This is a genomic window from Enterococcus sp. 1001283B150225_161107_E12, from assembly GCF_015556925.1.
GTDB classification, from domain to species: domain Bacteria; phylum Bacillota; class Bacilli; order Lactobacillales; family Enterococcaceae; genus Enterococcus_B; species Enterococcus_B mundtii.
The window spans coordinates 415,318-434,418 of sequence record NZ_JADNNI010000001.1; the positions used below are offsets into that span (position 1 = coordinate 415,318).

The following is a 19,101-nucleotide window of genomic DNA, read 5'->3' on the forward strand; positions in this document are numbered from 1 at the left end:
GTTGCTTACTTAATTTGAAAATCGTGCTTTGTTAGCGGTCGCTCAGGCGGAATCGTTGTATTGATGGTAGTGGTTAAATTACTTATATCTATACCCACCTCTGGTTCTACTTGAATCTCGTCAATCACAAAATTCGGCTGATAGATAATATCATAAGTGCCTGAACCACCACTATAGACAGTAGTTAAATCCCTCGATACTGTGGTATTTGGAAATACACTTAAATTGCCAAGTTGAGTATTGGCGACCCTATAGCTAACTTGGTAATGACCACCAAATTCACTTGCTGTATCAAGTCGATTAACTGCAAATATCCCTCTTCCAGTTAATGTTTGTCTTGCTGCTGCTCTAAAAAGGATATACTTCGGTTTATCAGCCATAAATGTATAAGAATTGCCGATCATCGTTTGACTCTCATGTACGACAGTAGCGTTTGGTCCAACTAGTATCATTGTACCAACAGCACTAGAATATTGAGTGTGATAAATCATATAGGATGAAATAGCTGTCGGGTGCGTCGTATAAACAAATAGTCTCGCCTCGGTTCTTATATCCATCCTAATAGAATTTATTGCAGATATTGCTTTAGGAGTAGGTGTTACTATGGATAATTCGGCATTTCTGTCAATGACAAATGGTTCGTTTAAACTAGAATTACTCAGGTAAAAACAGTAATCTATCATAGAACTTGAAGGTTGCATCGCATAAATTGCAGTTGTGGAATTTTCCGCAAAGAATACTTGCTGGTTGATGACAAATCTTCCCGCATTTCTAAATGAATTATGCCCTTTAAATGTCACTCTTGCTGCGTAAATCACATCAAAATAGACTGTTCCATAGTAATTGATATTTTCAATAATTACAGATACATCATAAATAGAAGATGGACTGACACTTTCTCTATAGATCAAACGAGAGGGGTTTTTGTTGTAAAGTATACCATTACTATCCATCAGTGTATCACTGCCAATATTCATGTTCCTGAGTGTAACACTTAATCCTGCCACAGCCACATTGAATAATCTTTCAGCTCTAGAAGGGCTGTCATTATTATGCAATACATAATAGCCTTTCCCATCAATTACTACGTCTTTGTAAATATTAAAAACAATGGTGGCTCCTTCATAAATAATATTGCCCGTTAACTCAATATAATAGGTCCCAGTACCAGGATCATTTTGAATCATAGCCAAAGCGCTGATCATTTCGGCCTGAGAACCTACCAAATAAGGATCAATCTCAGTTCCGTTTCCTGCATAGGCAGTAATTGGCTGATCAGAGCTATCATTTAAAATTGTTGCTGGTATAACATTCTCATCGTTTTTATCGGAAAAGTTTTTTTGAGCGTCTGTAGGGACTTCGTTTGTTTCTTCATACGACCAGCTATCATCTTCTGTTGGTATATTTAATGAATCATCCGAGCTTACACTTTCCGAATTGTTTACTGTTAATGGTTTGTCGCTTTCAAATGTCTCCGTTAGAGCAAAATGATGACTCATCGTTGAGCTAGTAAAACAAATAATAGAAACAACAATAAGTAAACGTGATATTTTTTTCATAACGACCTCCTTTTCCTACTGTTTGTCTCAGATCATCGCGAAGTCAATTGATACTTAAATTCTCAGCTGACTCCATGTCTTCGATGACTAAATTCTGAATAATGCACTCTTAAATAGAGTTTCAATGGCTTCTCTAAAAGGAAATCCATTGAAGAATCACTGTAACAATTAATAGATGACGCACATTTTATTCATTTGATGAACATATAATATTTTTTCAATCATTTTTGTGGACGATTCTGTCACAACTCTTCATCCATCTAAAGCCGATTCCCTTTGTAGCAACTCACCTATTCCCCTTTTTTTGAAAATTTCCTCCCGCTGATAATCTTGATTTTATTTATTTGAGTTATTTTGATCATAATAGTCATATGAAAACCTTCATATTGATTCAAGCAAGCCTTACCCTTTATAGACAATTAGATCACGAACAATAATCTAGTAAATTTTTACTTGTTTTTCGTGCTTATTTATATTGATTAAAATTAGATTATAAAGAGATTGCAAAATAATGATACTACACTCCTTTATTTATAGTCAAAACATGTTCTATGGCAAAACGCTGAAAACGATTGTTATATAAACAACAAAAAATTAATTTCCCTCTATAAAAATGTTAAGCGAGGTATTATTTTAGCTAAACAGCCGAACCATTCACACTTGATCACTATTTATGGATTGTCAAAATAATACAAAAAATAACAAATAATTTTTTAGTCTCATAGATGAGACTCATTTTTTTCCAAGGTTATTTATGTAATAAGTGCCGCATGAAATCTATCTATCGAGTCAACCGATTTTTGTCATTGGGAGAATTCAAATCAGTACGATATGTTACTAGTACGATATCTTTTATTCAAATTAAAATAAAACGTTACGAATGAATGGCTGTTTTCGATATATGGAATCGCTCTATTCACAACAGGTTTTCAATAGTGTTTACATTTCAATTGAAGCAAGCATGTGACCGCCCTAAGGTCTTTTCTATGACGAAAAAAGAACAGAAAAGAGATGTTAATCTTCTTTCTGCTCTTTTTACTTAAAACCTTCTCAATACCTACTGATTTGGATTTTTAAGGATTTGTTTTGTAAGTTTTATTTCTTGAATCAAGTATTGTCCAATTGATGTCTCAGAAACAATCCCCCTACGATCATAAAAATCAACACGAATCCTAAAAGTGAAAGATATATACCTGTTTGATCATTTGTCTGTGGCATTGGTTGAACCACCTTCACTTCTGTACGGGCCACCTGATTTCTTTCGGTTGTAGGCGATTCTTCGGGTACTGGTGCAAGTGTCGGTGTTTCTACACCTAGCCTCCCATTCAATTCAATCGTCGTAGTACTCATAGTATCTCCTCTAACTTAGGATTAAAAGTTCACGGCGTCTAATTGAAGTGTCAGTGTAAATGACGGATTTGCTTCTGAAATATTAGCTGATGTGACAGCACCACTATAGCTAAAAGTAGTAGAGGTCGGGTTTGATGTATCACCAGTAGCTGTCAATCTCCCCTCACGATTTGCTAAAGTGAATATCACTCCGGATGATTCAGGTGTGAAATCTTGCAGTTGACCGTTGGCGATCAATCTTCTTGACGCTGATAAAGGTGATGGCGAAACAATATCTAAGGCAGAGATAGCGGAATAATCGCCAGAATTGCTTGCAAAATTTTTAACAGACACTGCTACTGGTCGACCAGAATTATTGGCGATATTGTAGGTTGGTGAATTTATGCTGATTGTGCCTGCAAGATTATAAAAAATTGTCGCAGTGTCCAGTGTGACATTGATCCAATTTGTATCACCTTCTTCGATTTCTTCTTCAGGATCTGTATTGTCCAACCCCAAAGAACCGTTGATTTGAATATCTGCCGTTGGTTCTCCAATAACATCCGATGCTAAAATCGTCGTTGGTGCAAACGCTCCCGCAGTTGTTCCTAAAACGAATACACTTGCTAATAATTTCTTTTTCATCCTAATATTCCCCTATCTAATGTATTTTTTATTCGATGACTAGTGTTACTCCAGCTGCTACTTGTCCTTTTTTCTGATTCGTATCTGGATCGTATAAGCTAAACATTGCTACAGATGGATGTTCTCCTTTCTCCAGTGACTGTTCAAGTGTTACCTCTTTTATTTCATACCCTGGCTGGATTGCGCCAGATGTATAAACAAGTTCATCATTACTCTGTTTTCGTATTTCCACATTGATGGGATGGCCATTTTCAAGTGGGTTCTTGATCATCAATTCACCTTGCAGCGTTCGGTGATTAAACGTCGCCTCTGGTGAAATCATTAGATTGAATTTACTTCTATCAACTGCTGTTTGCGATAATTCTAACAACTCTTCTTCTGAGATTCGTTGCGCATCTTTTCCATCTGGAAGGAATTCCCCGCTGACAAGTGTCACTGGTTCAGGTGTTTTTTGAAAGTAATATCGATAAATCAGCCAACCACTAATCAGTAATAATAGACTTACCAATATAATAATCAGAGTTTTCTTTCGTTTATTCATCCCTATTTCCATTAATCCACGTCTCCTTTTGCTGTCAGAGTATAAGTCAATCTAAAATCTGTTTCATGTTTCTTGAAAATCGATCCAGCAAATTCACCTTTTAAGAAAAGTTCTAATGGATCTTTTAAGAACGGTTCTAATGTGATCGCTTCCGGTCGATTTTCACCTACAATCAACGGCCCAAATGCTTGACCATCATTTGTACTCAACTTCAATAACAAATGATCCCCCTCCACTTCTGGTATCTGAACAACCAATGAAATTGTCGGATCAATCGAGTGATCAGCAATATGTGTCACTGTAAAATCAATGGTAAAATTACTATGGGTAATGATTGGTTGGCTATGTTCCTCTTGATGAAAAGTTCCAGCTTCACGAACTTCAAATATCTTTTTCAGAGGCACTTCTACATGTATCGGACTGCGGACAATCATCACTTCTTTTTCCTCCCATAAACTCTCAATCGATAAGGGCTCCATCTCTTGCCCTGCAACCGCTCCGTCAGCCATCTGTTGAAAAATCACTTGGACATACACATAATACGTACCTGCCCGTAATTGTTCATTCTGCCAAGACAAGCTTGTTGTATTTTCGACTGCCATCACTCCTGGTGTATCCGGGTTTGCTTGTGTAATCGCATCTTGGGCAGCAGGTGAGGTCACCGAATCTCCACTCCAAAGACGTTCAGTGCTAAGCTTATAGCGGACCTCTCTAATAATCTGACTTGTTGGATGAATCGTAGTCAATAGTTCACTTTTGCCGATCTGTACATTTGGAATGCTGTCCCACGTAAAATGAACACCTCTTTGGTAAATCGCTTGTCGCAACCCTATGAGACTAAACTGATTGTCTGCCAAGATTTGTGTCGCCCTTCCTGGTATTTGCTTTTTCCCTAAGCCTTGGTCATGATCAAGATAATTAATCTGGTAATCTCCAGTAACACCTGGAACACCATCTAAGCGATTGAGCGTCATATCTCGGGCGAATAATCGATTGGTTGTACCGACATTTTCAAAATGGATAAACTCCGGTTCATCGACATTGAAAGTTACTGAATTACCTGAATTGATCGGGCCGTTGCTTAAGAATGTTGTTTGAGCATCTCTACCGATATTGATCGTTGTAGCATGTGAATCGGAAAAATTAAGTGCCCGATTCGCTGTTTGTCGATAGAAAAATTTTGCGTTGTCAGCGATTGTAAAAATCAATGGTGCACCATGTGTCAAGTTTTGCTTTGATGAAAGAATTGACACTTCTGCCTCTTCTTCGATCACGACTTCTATTCGCCTATTACCTCCATTCGAACCTCCAGTACCAAATCCATGAATAAATCCTGAATCGGTTTCCGTTTGATGATCAATCGTTGTTTTTGTACCTGAACCAAAAACAAGATTATAACCTTCCATAAATTCCTGGCTATTTGTTCCTGCTCGACTAGTAAAATGGTTCTCTCCTTTAAATATAAACGTCGACTCTTGATTCCAAGACAAAAGTGGTTGTGCACCTGTTCTTGCATAATAATCAACATCTTCAAAAACTGCCGTAAAGTTTATTCCTGATACATTTCCAGATCCAATAATTCCATAGTAGGTATTGTTGTCATAGATTCTTCCAGCGGCATCTGTCATGCTATTGCTTCCAAAATTCATATTTCTAAGTGTCACATGTACCCCAGATCTTTGGATTCGATATCCCGTATTAATCGCTGTACTACTAGAACTATTAGAGTAAAGCATGTGAAATCCCTGCCCGTCGACCACTAAATTTCTTCTTATCTCAAAGACATCTGAATCTTGGTACAAGATATGATTCGTCAGAACAACATGATAAACGCCATTTGAAGGACTTGAATTGATTGCTCTTAGCACATCACGTAATTCAGTAGCTGTTCCAGCAGTATAGGGATTTCCTTCAGTCCCAAGCCCATTCAAGGATTCAATTTGTTCAAATCCATGATTATTCACATCATCAGTCATCACATAGTCAAACGTTTCCCACTCGGTTCCATTTTCTAAATCTGATAGAATTTCTTCCTTTTGAATAGATAGCCCTTGTTCTTTTTCGTTATTTTTTGAATGTTCAAAATGATGGATATCTTCTCCTGCTTCATGAGAATCATTGACTTCAAATTGTATATCTCCAGCGTAACAATGAACGATTGGTAATAGACTTAAATAAAAAAAAACTAGTAATATAGATATTTTATTCATTATAATCATAATTACCTCCACATATTTTTTAAAAAAGAAAAAATTAGATAGATTAGATTTTGATTGCAAAACGATGATACTATGAAAAGAAGTAATAAGTCAACTTATTTGGTATAGTGTTTTTTTTAAAAAAAAGAATCTTACTAAAGAATTATACTTTAGTAAGATTCGACTATTTCTATTAAACAACTATACTATATCAAGCTTCAACAGCGGCAGGTGCTTTTCTTAGCCAACCATAGATAATACCGGAGACCACTGCACCAATTAAAATAAATACAAGATACATAATCGGATGACTTAGTAAGAAGACAACGAAGATCCCGCCATGTGGTGCTAGCAATTTGATACCAAAAGCTCCCACTAAACCACCTGTCAATGCAGAACCAATAATGAAACTTGGAATTGCTCTGATTGGATCAGCTGCGGCGAATGGAATCGATCCTTCGGTTACGAAAGAGAGCCCCATAACAATGTTTGTCAAGCCAGCATCTTGGTCTGTTTTACTGAATTTATTTTTGAATAAACGTGTTGCAACGAAGATAGCTAATGGTGGAACCATTCCTCCCGCCATAACGGAAGCCATCACAACACTACCACCCGTTGCGACAGTGGTTGCTAATGTTGCTGTACCGAACACATATGCTGCTTTATTGATTGGTCCACCTAGATCGGCAGCCATCATCCCAGCAAGTAATGCACCTAATAATGCAGCATTCGAACCGCTAAGTCCAGATAAGAAACTATTCAAACCATCATTGAGTGCTTTCATCGGTACATTGACCATCAACATCAAGAAACCGGTAATCAACAATCCGAATACAGGATAGAATAGAATCGTTTTGATTCCTTCCAGTGACTTAGGTAAGTTTTTGAATAATTTACGTAAGAAGACGATCACGTAACCTGCCAAGAAACCACCAATCAAGGCACCCAAGAACCCAGCACCGCCAGCATTTGCTAATGCTCCCGCTGCAAAACCAACGATCAATCCAGGACGGTCACCAATACTTGAAGCAATGAACCCTGCTAAAACTGGTAACATAAAGCCAAATGCGGCTTGTCCAATTTGATTGAACCAGCTTGCTGCTTGGTTGTAATTCCCAAGGTTGGCTAATTGATCTTGTGGTACACCCATGAACTGGTCGACCATGAATGATAAGGCAATGGCAATCCCACCACCGATAACGAATGGTAACATGTGAGAAACACCATTCATCAAATCTTTATAGATTCGTTGGCCGATCGTTCCATCTGCATTTCCTTCGTCAGAAGAATTTTCTTTTCCATCACCATGGAAAACTGGTGCTGAACCACTGACAGCTAAGTTGATCAATTCTTCCGTTTTTCGAATACCGTCACTTACTGGACGATTGACTAATTCTTTTCCGTCAAAACGATTCATTTCGACTTTTTTATCAGCCGCAACGATAACGCCATCTGCACGGGCAATATCTTCAGCAGTTAAACGGTTTTTGATTCCTTCTGAACCGTTTGTTTCAACTTTGATCTCAACACCCATCTCTTTGGCTTTTTTCTTCAACGCATCTTCAGCCATGTAAGTATGGGCGATCCCTGTTGGACATGCAGTAACTGCAACAACAAATTTTTTATTAGAAGAAGTCGCTGTTTGTGCTGCTTCTTCTTGTTCCGCTACCGCTTCTGCTTCTTTTTGTTGTTCCGCTGTTTGGAATAATTCTTGGACCTCTTCCGGTGTTCCTGCTTCTTTTAATTTTCCAACAAAATCTGGATCGATCAACAAACGTGATAAGGCAGCTAATGCTTGCAAATGTGTGTCATTTGCTCCTTCTGGTGCGGCGATCATAAAGAATAAGAAAGTTGGTTGACCATCTAGTGCTTCATAATCCACGCCTTTATTACTTTTCGCAAACAAAACTGTTGCTTCTTTGACAGCCGCATTCTTCGCATGTGGCATTGCAATGCCATCGCCCAACCCAGTGGATGTTTGAGCTTCACGAGCCAAGATCCCTTGTTTATAAGTTTCGATATCTGAGATACGACCTGCATCATACATTTTTTGGACCATTTCATCGATGGCGCCTTTTTTATCAGTTGCCTGTAGATCCATGATCATCGCATCTTTGATCATTAAGTCTTTGATTTCCATGATTTACCCCCCACGATATTAATCAATTTTTGTTATTTCTACTTCTGGTAATAATTCATCAATGAATGAACGAACCGCTAAATCATCCGAAAAAGCAGTTGCACTTCCACATGCCACGCCCCACTTGAAGGCTTCTACCGCATCTCTATGTTTGCTATATGAACCGATAAAACCAGCAATCATCGAGTCTCCGGCACCCACTGAATTTTTCAATGGTCGAACTAATACATTTGAACGGTAGGTTCCTTCTTTTGTAAACAATAAAGCACCGTCCCCAGCCATTGAGATCAACACATTTTTTACTCCTTCTGCTAGTAATTTCTTGCCATAAGGAATGATATCTTCAACGGAATGGAATGTCACATCATACAATTCCGCTAGTTCGTGATTGTTTGGTTTGATCAATAACGGTTCTTTTTTTAATGCTTCTTTCAAATCATCGCCGGTGGTGTCGATCACAAACTCAGCACCTTTTTCACGGATGATCTCAATCAATTCTTGATAGAATCCCGCACGTAAACTCGCAGGTGCGCTTCCTGACAATACCACGATATCGTCTGCTCCAACTGTTGCTAATTCTGCTTTCAAACGTTCAATGGCTTGATCTGAGATTGTTGGTCCTTGTCCATTGATCTCTGTTTCAGAATCAGACTTAAGTTTGATGTTGATCCGTGTATCTTCTTCCACTTGTGTAAAAGCTGTCGCGATTTGTTCTTCTTTCAACCAGTCAGAAATAAAATTCCCAGTGAAACCACCAAGAAATCCTAAAGCGGTCGAATCAGAATCGATTCGCTTCAACAGACGAGAAACATTGATCCCTTTTCCTCCAGGGACTTTGAAATCTTCGGTCATTCGATTTAAATCACCGAGTTTTAATCCATCTACTCGTACGATAAAATCGATGGATGGATTAAGCGTTACTGTATAAATCATTGATTTGCCTCCTTAATTGTCGTCCGTTCACTGTAGTCGTCAAGAAATTCTAGTGGACAACGCTCGGTTATGATCGTGGCATCTTGCAGTGGTGCAACAGAAACAAAGGTTTGCTTATTGAACTTCGTATGGTCAAGTAAAACATAACTATCTTGGGCATTTGTAATTGCTAAGCGTTTGACCGCTGCTTCTTCTGGATCTGGGGTAGTGAATCCACGTTCAAGATGAACGCCATTCATTCCCATAAATGCTTTATTAAAATGGTAATCCCGTAATTGGCCAAGTGTATTAGCTCCTAATACTGCATTCGTTGAGAGTTTCACTTGCCCCCCTAGGACGATCGTTGAAACTTGTAGATCAACTAGCGCAGCAGCATGTTTTACTGAGTTAGTTACAACAGTGATCCGTTTATCTTTTAAAAAGGGGATCATCTCTAACGTAGTTGATCCTGCATCAAGATAAATGACTTCTTCATCATTCACCAGATCTGCTGCTAGTCGTGCAATCACTTGTTTTTCATGAACGTTTTTGAGCGTTTTCTCGCTCATGTTTTGTTCAAAACCTAAAAGATCCTCTTTTTTTGCTCCTCCATGGATACGTTGCAATAAACCTTCATCTTCTAACTCTTGAAGATCCCGTCTAATCGTTGATTCAGAAGCATCTAGCAAGACTACTAACTCTTGGGATTTGACAATTTTATGTTGTTCCAATAGTTGTAGGATTTTCTGTTTACGTTCTTCTGTAAGCATTTCCACGATCACCTCACGATAGATTCTAGCATATTTTGATTTAACATTCAACAAGATTCATTCAAAAACATTCAAAAACGATAAAAATCCTGAATCTACAAATAACTTCAACTACAATAAGAAGCCATCCACAAAATCTTGCTTCATTTTTTGTGGATGCCTTCTGACATTTTAGGTTTTAAACTAGCTTACGATTTCAATTTTCTGATCGTTTCAGCACGATCCAGCTTTTCTTGCAAACGATTGAAATGAGCTAATTTTTCTGCATCAATAGATTCCCAGACAATTCAGCTTGATCTAATAAGACGACCCGGAGACGTTTTTTTCCTTGTACTGCGTCAAAGCTTAAACGTCCTCTTCTCTTGCGGATTCGTTTGAATTGGATCTCTGATAATCGATTGCGGATCTCTTCGATGGGAAAATCAGCTAAAAACTTAGTCGGCAAGTAAATACGTAATGAGGTCAAATAGTCTTCGTACATTTCATCGGGGGCTTCGACATTCAAGTATTCATTGATATAATAACTATAAGCATCGATCCCCTTGTCTAACATGAATGTTGGATCGATTACTTTATAACAGATCAACTGGCTATGGCTTTCATCGACCCATGGAAAAAATGCTTGACGATTAAGGACACCTCTCGCTCTTTTTTCTTTGTAATCGTAAGTAGCAAAATCATAGCTTCTTGTTACGAAAAATGTAGCTTTCTTCTTTTCTGTTGGTTGCATCAAGTGATTTTGATATTGGACAGCTTGTAAGGAATCCTGCGTATAGGCATACTCGACAAATGGCTCTTTAAGTAAACCAACGCCATTATCCCACGACAAATGATCAAAGCCTAATTGATCTCGATAGTATTGTTGAAATTTTAAATTTGCTTCACTTTGCCAACGAAATGGGTCGCGATACAACTGGATACCAATTACTTGATTCTCATATTGGGTGACTTTCTCTACCTGTTGCATTTCCAAAAAAATCTCTTTAGGAATCAATCGATAATAATATTGACTATAATACATTTCCCAACAAGAAGTAAAACAACGCCCTTCCACGATTAGATCATAACCGGAAAACTGGTTACAATCTACCTCGATCTGTCCATTTCGCCCTTTGATTTTAGGTAACTTCTCGATGTTCTCGGCAGATTCAAAGGATAAACGCTTTTCGATTTCTTTCGTATTATGATACAAATATTCTTCGACACTTCTCATGTAAGCAAAAATACCATTTTTTTGCATTTTAATTTGAAGATAGTTTCGAATCACCGATTCATTTTTTTGAAATGTCTGCCATAAAAATTGATAATCAATTTGGAGATGATGATAGCCAAATTCAAACCGGCAAGTAATACCATTCGCATAAATTTCCAACCAACCGATTTCTTCATCAGAGATTTCTTCTAAGGCTTTTTTTACTGCAATAAAGGTATATGGTTCTTTCTTATGACGAGAGGATTGGTAAAAATCAGGGGTAAGCAAGATACGAGTAAGCATGGACCAATCATAGGCTTCTTCTTTTTCGTTCGTACGATCTCTGGTCAAGACGAGACGGAGCATCATTTTTTCTTTCGTCACCACATTTCTCACCTCTCTCAAATCTATTTATAATCAAATTATAACGAATAATAAAAAAAAACTAAAACTTTTCGTCTTATGCCACCGATTGAGGAGGAGCATGTTAAAATAAAGAAAGAGGTGATAAACATGGGATTGAAATTTGAGCGTACAGATAATTTCGACAAACTATTTGAATCTTTTGGCGTTGATCCGGAAAAGACCGTTGCTCCAAAAGAAGATATTGACCGCTTTTTAAAACCAAAAAGCGACCCAAAAAAAGACAAAAAAAAGAAATAAACAAAAAAGACTTGATACCTTAGCTTTTTGAAAGTTCGCCTTTCAACCTAAGTATCAAGTCTTATTTGTTTACTCGCTGATCGCGTCTTCGATGGCTTTCCACGCTTCTTCTTTTCCTTGTTTGGTTACAGAAGAAAATAAAATGAATGTGTCATTACGATCAAAATTCAACGCTTTTTTAATTTCACTTTCGTGTTTGTTCCATTTTCCACGAGGGATCTTATCCGCTTTTGTCGCAACAACGATCACTGGGATATCATAGTATTTCAAGAATTCATACATTTGGATATCTTCTTGTGATGGTTTATGGCGAACATCCACCAGTGACACGACTGCTTTTAATTGTTCTCTAGATGTCAAATAAGTTTCGATCATCTGTCCCCACTTCGCACGCTCTGTTTTAGAAACTTTCGCGTAACCATAGCCTGGAACATCGACAAAATGCAGCGCATTTTCGATCAGATAAAAATTCAGGGTTTGTGTTTTCCCTGGTTTACCTGATGTACGAGCGAGATTCTTTCGATCGATCAGCGTATTGATAAAGGAAGATTTCCCGACATTTGAGCGACCTGCTAAGGCAATCTCTGGTAGATCTGTTTCTGGATATTGTTTCGGTGCAACAGCACTGATCACAATATCCGCATGATGGACTTTCATATGCTCTCTCTCCTTCAAAGCGGCAAAGTGGCTCACTCCCTCTCCACTTTCTTCGACAGAATGAAAAGGAGTAGTCGAAAAAGCTTCTAAAACTTTCACGACTGCTCCTTTCATTTTATCCCGCTTTTTTTTCTGAATCTTTGTAAATAACTGTTGGTTTGCCGGTCAGTTCGGCAGCTTCTTTTGTAATAATCACTTTTTCGATCGTTTCATCAGAAGGAATATCAAACATGACATCCATCATGATTTCTTCGATGATCGAACGTAAGCCACGTGCACCAGTATTGCGCTCAATTGCTTTTTTCGCAATAGCTTTTAGTGCTTCTGGTTCAAATTCTAAAGCAGTGTCATCTAGTGAAAGTAATTTTTGGTATTGTTTCACTAACGCATTTTTCGGTTCCGTCAAGATACGAACTAAATCGTCGGTTGTTAGTTTTTCTAACGCAGCCATTACAGGTAAGCGTCCGATAAACTCTGGGATCAAGCCGAACTTCAATAGATCTTCAGGAATGATATGTTGCATGACACTTTCATTTTCTGAAAGTTTTTGGTTTTGTGTACCGAAACCAATCGTTTTCTCGCCCATACGATTTTTTACGATTGTTTCGATGCCATCAAACGCACCACCGACAATGAACAACACATTCGTTGTATCGATTTGGATGAATTCTTGATGAGGATGTTTGCGTCCACCTTGTGGCGGCACACTGGCAACTGTTCCTTCCAAGATTTTCAGTAAGGCTTGTTGTACGCCTTCCCCTGATACATCGCGTGTGATCGATACATTTTCGCTTTTACGTGCAATTTTGTCGATCTCATCGATGTAGATGATTCCTTTTTCCGCACGTTCAACATTGTAATCAGCAGATTGCAAAAGTTTCAATAAGATATTTTCTACATCTTCACCTACATAACCCGCTTCTGTCAAACTTGTTGCATCAGCAATGGCAAATGGTACATTCAATGTTTTTGCTAATGTTTGCGCCAAGAATGTTTTACCTGAACCAGTTGGACCGATCAGGCAGATATTGCTTTTTTGCAATTCGACATCATCGTTGTCTTGTGCTTCTTGATTGACACGCTTATAGTGATTGTAAACAGCTACAGCCAATGAACGTTTTGCACGTTCTTGTCCAATCACATAATTATCCAATACTTCAAGAATCTCAGAAGGTTTCGGTACTTCAGTAAACTCTCGTACTGCTTCTTCATAAAATTCTTCATCAATGATTTCTTTACATAGGTCGATACATTCGTTACAGATGTAGACCCCCGGACCTGCTACGATTTTCTTTACTTCTTCCTGTGTTTTACCACAAAAAGAACAGCGTACAGTCTCATTACCACTTGGATTATCATACATGGTCTTCACCCCTTAACTTGCGTTGATTCGCAAGAAACTATCAAAGACTTTACAGTCTTTCCCTATCATACCATAATTTAAAAAAAAGCAAAAGTATCAAAGAAGTTTAAAACAAAACGAAAGAGTCTAGGCTTCATCTAAGCGCCTGGACTCTTTCATATAGATGCAGATCAACAATTCTATTCGCTTATTCTGCTTCTTTTGCTGTACTTGTAATCAATTCGATCGCTTTTTTCATGATCACATCATGTTTTAGCATATCTTCTGTCAATACACGTTTGATTTGATCAATCGGCATGTTGTAAGTTTCTGCTAATTCTTGGATCTCTGCAGTGATTTCTTCTTCTGTTGCATCTAGGTTTTCAGCAGCTGCTACAGCTTCGATCACAAGGTTTGTTTTTGTACGCATTTCTGCTTCTTCTTCAAACTGTTTGTGCAAGTCTTCTTCTGTTGAACCAGTTAATTGGTAGTACATTTCTGGTGAGATTCCTTGACGTTGCATGTTGTTCAAGAATTCGTCCATTGAACGGTGAACTTCATCATGGACCATCACATGTGGAAGATCAACGATTTCCGCATTTTCGACTGCCAATTTGATTGCTGCTTCATCTTTTGCATCTTCTGCAGCTTTTTCTTTTGTTTCAGTCAATTCTTTCATGTATTTTTCTTTTAATTCTGCTAATGTAGATACTTCATCGTCTACATCTTTTGCAAATTCGTCATCTAATTCAGGTACTTCTTTTGTTTTCACTTCGTGGATCGTTACTTTGAAGACTGCTTCTTTACCCGCAAGATCTTCTGCTTGATAATCTTCTGGGAATGTCACAGTAACATCTAAGTTTTCGCCTGATTTGTGGCCAACCAATTGTTCTTCAAAACCAGGAATGAATGAACCTGATCCTAATTCTAGTGAATGGTTTTCACCTTTTCCGCCTTCAAATGCTTCATCGTTGATGAAACCTTCAAAATCGATAACGACAGTGTCGCCATTTTCAGCTGCAGCATCTTCTTTGATGACTAATTCAGCTTGCGCTTCTTGTTCACGTTTAATACGTTCTTCAACGTCGGCTTCTGTTACTTCACGGTCTTGTTTTTCAACCACTAAGTCTTTGTAATCACCTAATTTTACTTCAGGTTTTACAGTTACTTCTGCTGTGATCGTCCAGTCTTGGCCTTTTTCCATACTTGCTACATCGATCTTAGGTTGAGAAACCGGATCGATTGCTGCTTCTTTAACAGCTGCTTCATATGCTTCAGGTAAGACAGCGTTCAATGCATCTTCGTACAATGCTTCTTCTCCGTACATACGGTTGAATACTTGACGAGATACTTTTCCTTTACGGAATCCAGGAACGTTCAAGTTTCCTTTTACTTTATTAAAGGCAGTTGTCAATCCTTTTTGGATTTGATCTTGCCCGATCGTAAATGTTAAAACACCATCATTTGTGCCTTTTTTTTCGAATGTTGCAGTCATTTATTTCCCTCCGAGTTTAGAAATTCATTTGATACATCAAAAACGTTTCATGCATACCTTTAAATAGTACACTAACCCTTCCAAATTGTAAACATATTGAACGAGGAGAATCCACGTTTTTCATGACTTTTTTATCTTTCCCTCTGTTTTTTTACGTATTGAATAATAATAGTTCTGTCATTATTTTATTTCTTTTTTCAGTGAATTCGAGTTGTTCAGATGCCAAAAGATCCTCACACGGCTGATTCGTATAGGTTGCTACTGTTTGTTTGAACCATTTGTCAAGTTTTCCAATGTAGCTATCATAGATCGGATAAACGATCGCCGATTGCATCGTGAACTCTTCTTTCAAATTCTCACTCATCAAGGCGTCTTCTCGCTCATACGCTTCCGCCATTTGTTTGATTCGTCGATAGGAAGTTTGCTCTTCTGGACGCACCATTTTCTTTGGTATCACTTCAATCAACTCTTCCTCGATCGTCAAGTATGCAACTGGCGCTGCTTCTTTGACTTGAACGAGCGACTCAAGCAACTTGGCCCTTACAAGAACATGGACCGTTTTTAAAACGATCAACTTTTTAGCGGTCTGGATAAATTCGTGGTAAGGCAGTTGCTCGATTTCTTGGATATACCTCAACTGAGTAGTTGGTTTTTCAAAAGGTAATTTTTCTACCAGTTGATAGATTTCACGAATCTTCTGTCTTTGCATCTGTCCGACTAATTCTTCTGATTGTTGAATTTTCAGCAAAACTGCTTGCTCAAAATCATCGGGAAAATCAGCACTTGCAATCAATTTTCGTGCATATAAAAAATCTTTTGCTGTAATCAGTAGATCAAAGTAAAAAGTAGCTAATTCTTCATTCATCAAATACTGTTTTTCATGCAAAAGTGCTTGATGAAGTGCTTCTTCCCACATATCCAATTCTGATAGTGCCAACACGTACAACGTATTTGCCTCAAATGTTGCTTCAAGGGCATATGCACGTTCAAACAGCTCTTTTGCTTGACTATACTGATGATCTGTTAATGCCTGTTGGCCAATACGCATCAAATTGTCGTATTTATCAGGAAAATCGATCGGTCTCACTTAGGTTCTTCCCTTCACTCTTTTATCATTTGTCTGACACGACTTATTGAACAATAACCAATATTCAGCCATTTTCTCTACCTAAAGAATCAAGCATTCATCTCTTGATTAAATGCTTTGATCATATTGATCGTTACTACACTCGTATTTGAGAAATAATCCCCGATGTGTTGTTTTTTCTTACTAAAGATGACCGGGAGATAGCCGATAAAAAGTAACGGAAATCTCAAAATGAAGCGACAAGCGCCCTCACGAACTAATACTGTACTCCATGAAAGTTCCTCTTCATCAAAACTGATCACTCGAATACCAAAAATCATTTTCCCAATCGTCTGTCCGTGATTCCATTTCGTCAATAAAATAAAATAAGCTAAATAGGCGATCAATGATAAACTACCATAGATACTCAAATAAGAATCAGAAACTTGAAGCCATCCTAGATTCACTGCGATGCCTAACGTTAAGCGAGTAATTGAGCCAATACAAATCAGATCAACCAAAAACGCAGCAAAACGAACCCAAAAACCGGCAAAGAAATAATAAGGAAAGCGATTGATACTTGGTTCATCGGTTTTCTGTTCTGTATATTTTCCCCATTTTTTTTGATTTTCTTTGATCTCAGTTTCTGACAGTGGTTTTTCTTCAAAGGAACTTAGCACCTTTTGAGAAAATCCCGGATCTGGTCCCACAGCCGGTTGGTCATTTTTTGCTTGTGTTGCATACTCAAGTTCTTCCGACGAGCTACTTGTGTTTTTGTCAACTGTAATTTCGTCTTTAGGAGCAACTGAAGCGTCTACCGTATCTTGCTTTCTACTAGTCGGATCTACTAATTTATTTTCTTCTACCTTAAAAACTTGTTCAGATGATACCTCCGTACGTTCAGTTACTTTCGGTTCCTCATTGGTCTTTGATCGTTCTTCGGGTGTTGACGCATTCGTTGATTTCTCGTTCATGCTTACTCACCTCCATATAGATACATGGCTCTTGGAGATTCTGCTGTTCCTAGACTTTCAAGTAATGACAAGATCTGACTTGTTTCAGACGCTTGCAACCCTTGTAATTCTGCTAATTTTGCACCAAACCAAGTATTGCCAAATCCAGTTGAACTAGTTGAGTATTCAACCAACTCAGCATCTTGTAGATCAAGATCTTCTCTCATCGCAGCTAAAGCATCTGTTGGATAGCCGATTTCGTCCACCAAACCTGCTTCTTTCGCTTGGACACCGTCGTAAATACGACCATCTGCGACTTTTTTCACTTCATCTTCTGATTTGTTTCTTCCTTCACTAACTACTTTGACAAAACGATTATAGGCGTTATCAATATAAGCTTGCAACACTGCGTGATCCTGCTCAGTTTCAGGTCGAGTAGCCGATCCCATATCTTTTAATGCGCCACTTTTTACTGTGGTATCTTCAACACCGATTTTTTCAAGTAAGCCCGAATAGTTGAGTCCGGACATGATCACACCGATTGAACCCGTCACTGTTTCTTCCGTTGCAAAGATTTTATCTGCTTGTGCAGAAATATAGTAACCACCACTAGCAGCCATATTTTTCATGCTGACATACATCGGTAGATCACGTTCTGTTCGGACCTCGTTGAGTAAATTGGCAATTTCTGCACTTTCATAAACTCCGCCACCCGGAGAATTGACTTCCAATAAAATCCCGCTGACGCTTTCATCGGCTTCGATCGCTTCAATTTGTTTCAAGAAATCTTCATGATTATAACTCTCAGTAGCGAATAGACCGGAAGAGCCTCCACTAGCTATGGCGCCATCCACAGTCAATTTTGCGATTCTTCCCATACCACTGCCTTCTTCAAGTACCACCGGTGACATTTCATCGTCTCCATATAACCAACTATTGATGTTACCCATTTGTACTTCTTCTTGCGGTTGCGTCAAACTTGAAGATACCAACGAAACAACCAATAAGCCGGCAGCAATCAGTACTGCTATCCAACGTTTCTTATTCATTTTACACTCTCCTAATATAGATTTCTAATCACGATCACCGCTTCAGAACCAGGTGTCGCATTCATCTTTTCTGCTTTTTCTTCAAGGGTGTAACCAGTAAACTGTTCGTGGGTCAATTCATCTTCAACGACAAACTGTTGCGCATGTTCGATTTCGAACGCATCAGGGGCGATTTCTTGGATACTGTCCCATCCGGTATCCAAAAAGATTTTAGTGTCATCCGTCACGTGTTCTGTTTTTTCAAATGCTGCAATTTGTTTTTTTAACATCCCCAACGTCATGATTTCTATCTTCTCTTCCATCTTTCATCCTCCTTCTATCTATGATTATTGTACCGAACTACAAGAAAAGATGATAGTCGAATTTGATAATTTTCTTTCGTCCAGGCCAATTAGATATATACCAATTTAATTTTTTATCTTTTTTATTGACAAACCTCACACATTAACGTTATGATTTTAGATGTTTCCAAAGAAAATAATAACAGGAGGATAATTAGACCAATACGGAATAGCGCCAGGTCTGTTTTAACAGATGACGAGGAAAGGGTTGATCGAATGATTCGGCGGATGGCCCTAGGGACTGCACCC

17 protein-coding genes are annotated in these 19,101 nt (G+C 38.3%); 1 reads left to right on the forward strand and 16 read right to left on the reverse strand.

From position 1 onward, the window contains the following. Window positions 1–5: 5 nt before the first annotated feature. The 9 genes from I2F89_RS01740 to I2F89_RS01780 form a co-directional block, all read right to left on the reverse strand. Window positions 6–1,559, reverse strand: a complete 1,554-nt coding sequence (locus tag I2F89_RS01740) for a hypothetical protein (RefSeq protein ID WP_195513305.1) — start codon at window positions 1,557–1,559, stop codon at window positions 6–8. A gap of 1,107 nt (window positions 1,560–2,666) precedes the next feature. Next, window positions 2,667–2,909 (reverse strand): LPXTG cell wall anchor domain-containing protein, encoded by a 243-nt coding sequence (locus tag I2F89_RS01745; protein ID WP_071866268.1) that lies wholly within the window; start codon window positions 2,907–2,909, stop codon window positions 2,667–2,669. 21 nt (window positions 2,910–2,930) lie between these two features. Continuing rightward, entirely contained in the window at window positions 2,931–3,533 is a 603-nt protein-coding gene (locus I2F89_RS01750; RefSeq protein ID WP_195513306.1) for a hypothetical protein, read from the reverse strand. Between the two features lie 28 nt (window positions 3,534–3,561). Continuing rightward, window positions 3,562–4,086, reverse strand: a complete 525-nt coding sequence (locus I2F89_RS01755) for a hypothetical protein (protein ID WP_081355904.1) — start codon at window positions 4,084–4,086, stop codon at window positions 3,562–3,564. Further along, on the reverse strand, window positions 4,086–6,293 hold the full coding sequence (locus tag I2F89_RS01760) for a hypothetical protein (protein WP_195513307.1): 2,208 nt from the start codon (window positions 6,291–6,293) through the stop codon (window positions 4,086–4,088). The genes I2F89_RS01755 and I2F89_RS01760 overlap by 1 nt, the downstream gene beginning before the upstream one ends. A 190-nt stretch (window positions 6,294–6,483) precedes the next feature. Further along, a complete protein-coding gene (locus I2F89_RS01765; RefSeq protein ID WP_086334767.1) occupies window positions 6,484–8,412 on the reverse strand; it encodes a PTS fructose transporter subunit IIABC in 1,929 nt (642 codons plus the stop codon). An 18-nt stretch (window positions 8,413–8,430) separates the two neighbouring features. Continuing rightward, the gene (gene pfkB / locus I2F89_RS01770) at window positions 8,431–9,345 is read right to left on the reverse strand and encodes a 1-phosphofructokinase (protein WP_074799320.1); all 915 of its coding nucleotides are present in this window, start codon (window positions 9,343–9,345) and stop codon (window positions 8,431–8,433) included. Beyond that, entirely contained in the window at window positions 9,342–10,094 is a 753-nt protein-coding gene (locus I2F89_RS01775) for a DeoR/GlpR family DNA-binding transcription regulator (protein WP_074799321.1), read from the reverse strand. The genes pfkB and I2F89_RS01775 overlap by 4 nt, the downstream gene beginning before the upstream one ends. 253 nt (window positions 10,095–10,347) lie before the next feature. After that, on the reverse strand, window positions 10,348–11,673 hold the full coding sequence (locus I2F89_RS01780) for a hypothetical protein (RefSeq protein ID WP_195513314.1): 1,326 nt from the start codon (window positions 11,671–11,673) through the stop codon (window positions 10,348–10,350). Between the two features lie 126 nt (window positions 11,674–11,799). On the opposite strand from I2F89_RS01780, the gene I2F89_RS01785 reads away from it, so the two are divergent. Beyond that, window positions 11,800–11,949, forward strand: a complete 150-nt coding sequence (locus I2F89_RS01785) for an SPJ_0845 family protein (RefSeq protein WP_010735255.1) — start codon at window positions 11,800–11,802, stop codon at window positions 11,947–11,949. 69 nt (window positions 11,950–12,018) lie between these two features. Here I2F89_RS01785 and yihA read toward each other — a convergent pair whose 3' ends face one another. From yihA to I2F89_RS01820, 7 genes are all read right to left on the reverse strand, one after another. Continuing rightward, the gene (gene yihA / locus I2F89_RS01790) at window positions 12,019–12,606 is read right to left on the reverse strand and encodes a ribosome biogenesis GTP-binding protein YihA/YsxC (RefSeq protein WP_029594239.1); all 588 of its coding nucleotides are present in this window, start codon (window positions 12,604–12,606) and stop codon (window positions 12,019–12,021) included. A gap of 115 nt (window positions 12,607–12,721) precedes the next feature. Continuing rightward, the gene (gene clpX, locus I2F89_RS01795; RefSeq protein ID WP_071866262.1) at window positions 12,722–13,969 is read right to left on the reverse strand and encodes an ATP-dependent Clp protease ATP-binding subunit ClpX; all 1,248 of its coding nucleotides are present in this window, start codon (window positions 13,967–13,969) and stop codon (window positions 12,722–12,724) included. Between the two features lie 187 nt (window positions 13,970–14,156). After that, the gene (gene tig, locus I2F89_RS01800) at window positions 14,157–15,443 is read right to left on the reverse strand and encodes a trigger factor (protein ID WP_071866261.1); all 1,287 of its coding nucleotides are present in this window, start codon (window positions 15,441–15,443) and stop codon (window positions 14,157–14,159) included. 151 nt (window positions 15,444–15,594) lie between these two features. Then, window positions 15,595–16,530: a hypothetical protein gene (locus I2F89_RS01805; protein WP_195513308.1), complete on the reverse strand. Its 936-nt coding sequence runs from the start codon at window positions 16,528–16,530 to the stop codon at window positions 15,595–15,597. Window positions 16,531–16,619: 89 nt separating this feature from the next. Continuing rightward, window positions 16,620–17,297 carry an RDD family protein gene (locus I2F89_RS01810; RefSeq protein ID WP_416379318.1) on the reverse strand — a complete coding sequence of 226 codons (678 nt, stop codon included), beginning with the start codon at window positions 17,295–17,297 and terminating at the stop codon, window positions 16,620–16,622. 188 nt (window positions 17,298–17,485) lie between these two features. Beyond that, on the reverse strand, window positions 17,486–18,511 hold the full coding sequence (gene sppA / locus I2F89_RS01815; RefSeq protein ID WP_071866259.1) for a signal peptide peptidase SppA: 1,026 nt from the start codon (window positions 18,509–18,511) through the stop codon (window positions 17,486–17,488). Between the two features lie 11 nt (window positions 18,512–18,522). Further along, window positions 18,523–18,813, reverse strand: coding sequence for a hypothetical protein (locus I2F89_RS01820; RefSeq protein WP_071866258.1), 291 nt, complete (start codon window positions 18,811–18,813; stop codon window positions 18,523–18,525). Window positions 18,814–19,101 lie beyond the last annotated feature (288 nt).

Coding starts and splice junctions, on each gene's coding strand:
- I2F89_RS01740 (WP_195513305.1), bottom strand. CDS start 1,559: ATGAAAAAAATATCACGTTTACTTATTGTTGTTTCTATTATTTGTTTT.
- I2F89_RS01745 (WP_071866268.1), bottom strand. CDS start 2,909: ATGAGTACTACGACGATTGAATTGAATGGGAGGCTAGGTGTAGAAACA.
- I2F89_RS01750 (WP_195513306.1), bottom strand. CDS start 3,533: ATGAAAAAGAAATTATTAGCAAGTGTATTCGTTTTAGGAACAACTGCG.
- I2F89_RS01755 (WP_081355904.1), bottom strand. CDS start 4,086: ATGGAAATAGGGATGAATAAACGAAAGAAAACTCTGATTATTATATTG.
- I2F89_RS01760 (WP_195513307.1), bottom strand. CDS start 6,293: ATGATTATAATGAATAAAATATCTATATTACTAGTTTTTTTTTATTTA.
- I2F89_RS01765 (WP_086334767.1), bottom strand. CDS start 8,412: ATGGAAATCAAAGACTTAATGATCAAAGATGCGATGATCATGGATCTA.
- pfkB (WP_074799320.1), bottom strand. CDS start 9,345: ATGATTTATACAGTAACGCTTAATCCATCCATCGATTTTATCGTACGA.
- I2F89_RS01775 (WP_074799321.1), bottom strand. CDS start 10,094: ATGCTTACAGAAGAACGTAAACAGAAAATCCTACAACTATTGGAACAA.
- I2F89_RS01785 (WP_010735255.1), top strand. CDS start 11,800: ATGGGATTGAAATTTGAGCGTACAGATAATTTCGACAAACTATTTGAA.
- yihA (WP_029594239.1), bottom strand. CDS start 12,606: ATGAAAGTCCATCATGCGGATATTGTGATCAGTGCTGTTGCACCGAAA.
- clpX (WP_071866262.1), bottom strand. CDS start 13,969: ATGTATGATAATCCAAGTGGTAATGAGACTGTACGCTGTTCTTTTTGT.
- tig (WP_071866261.1), bottom strand. CDS start 15,443: ATGACTGCAACATTCGAAAAAAAAGGCACAAATGATGGTGTTTTAACA.
- sppA (WP_071866259.1), bottom strand. CDS start 18,511: ATGAATAAGAAACGTTGGATAGCAGTACTGATTGCTGCCGGCTTATTG.
- I2F89_RS01820 (WP_071866258.1), bottom strand. CDS start 18,813: ATGGAAGAGAAGATAGAAATCATGACGTTGGGGATGTTAAAAAAACAA.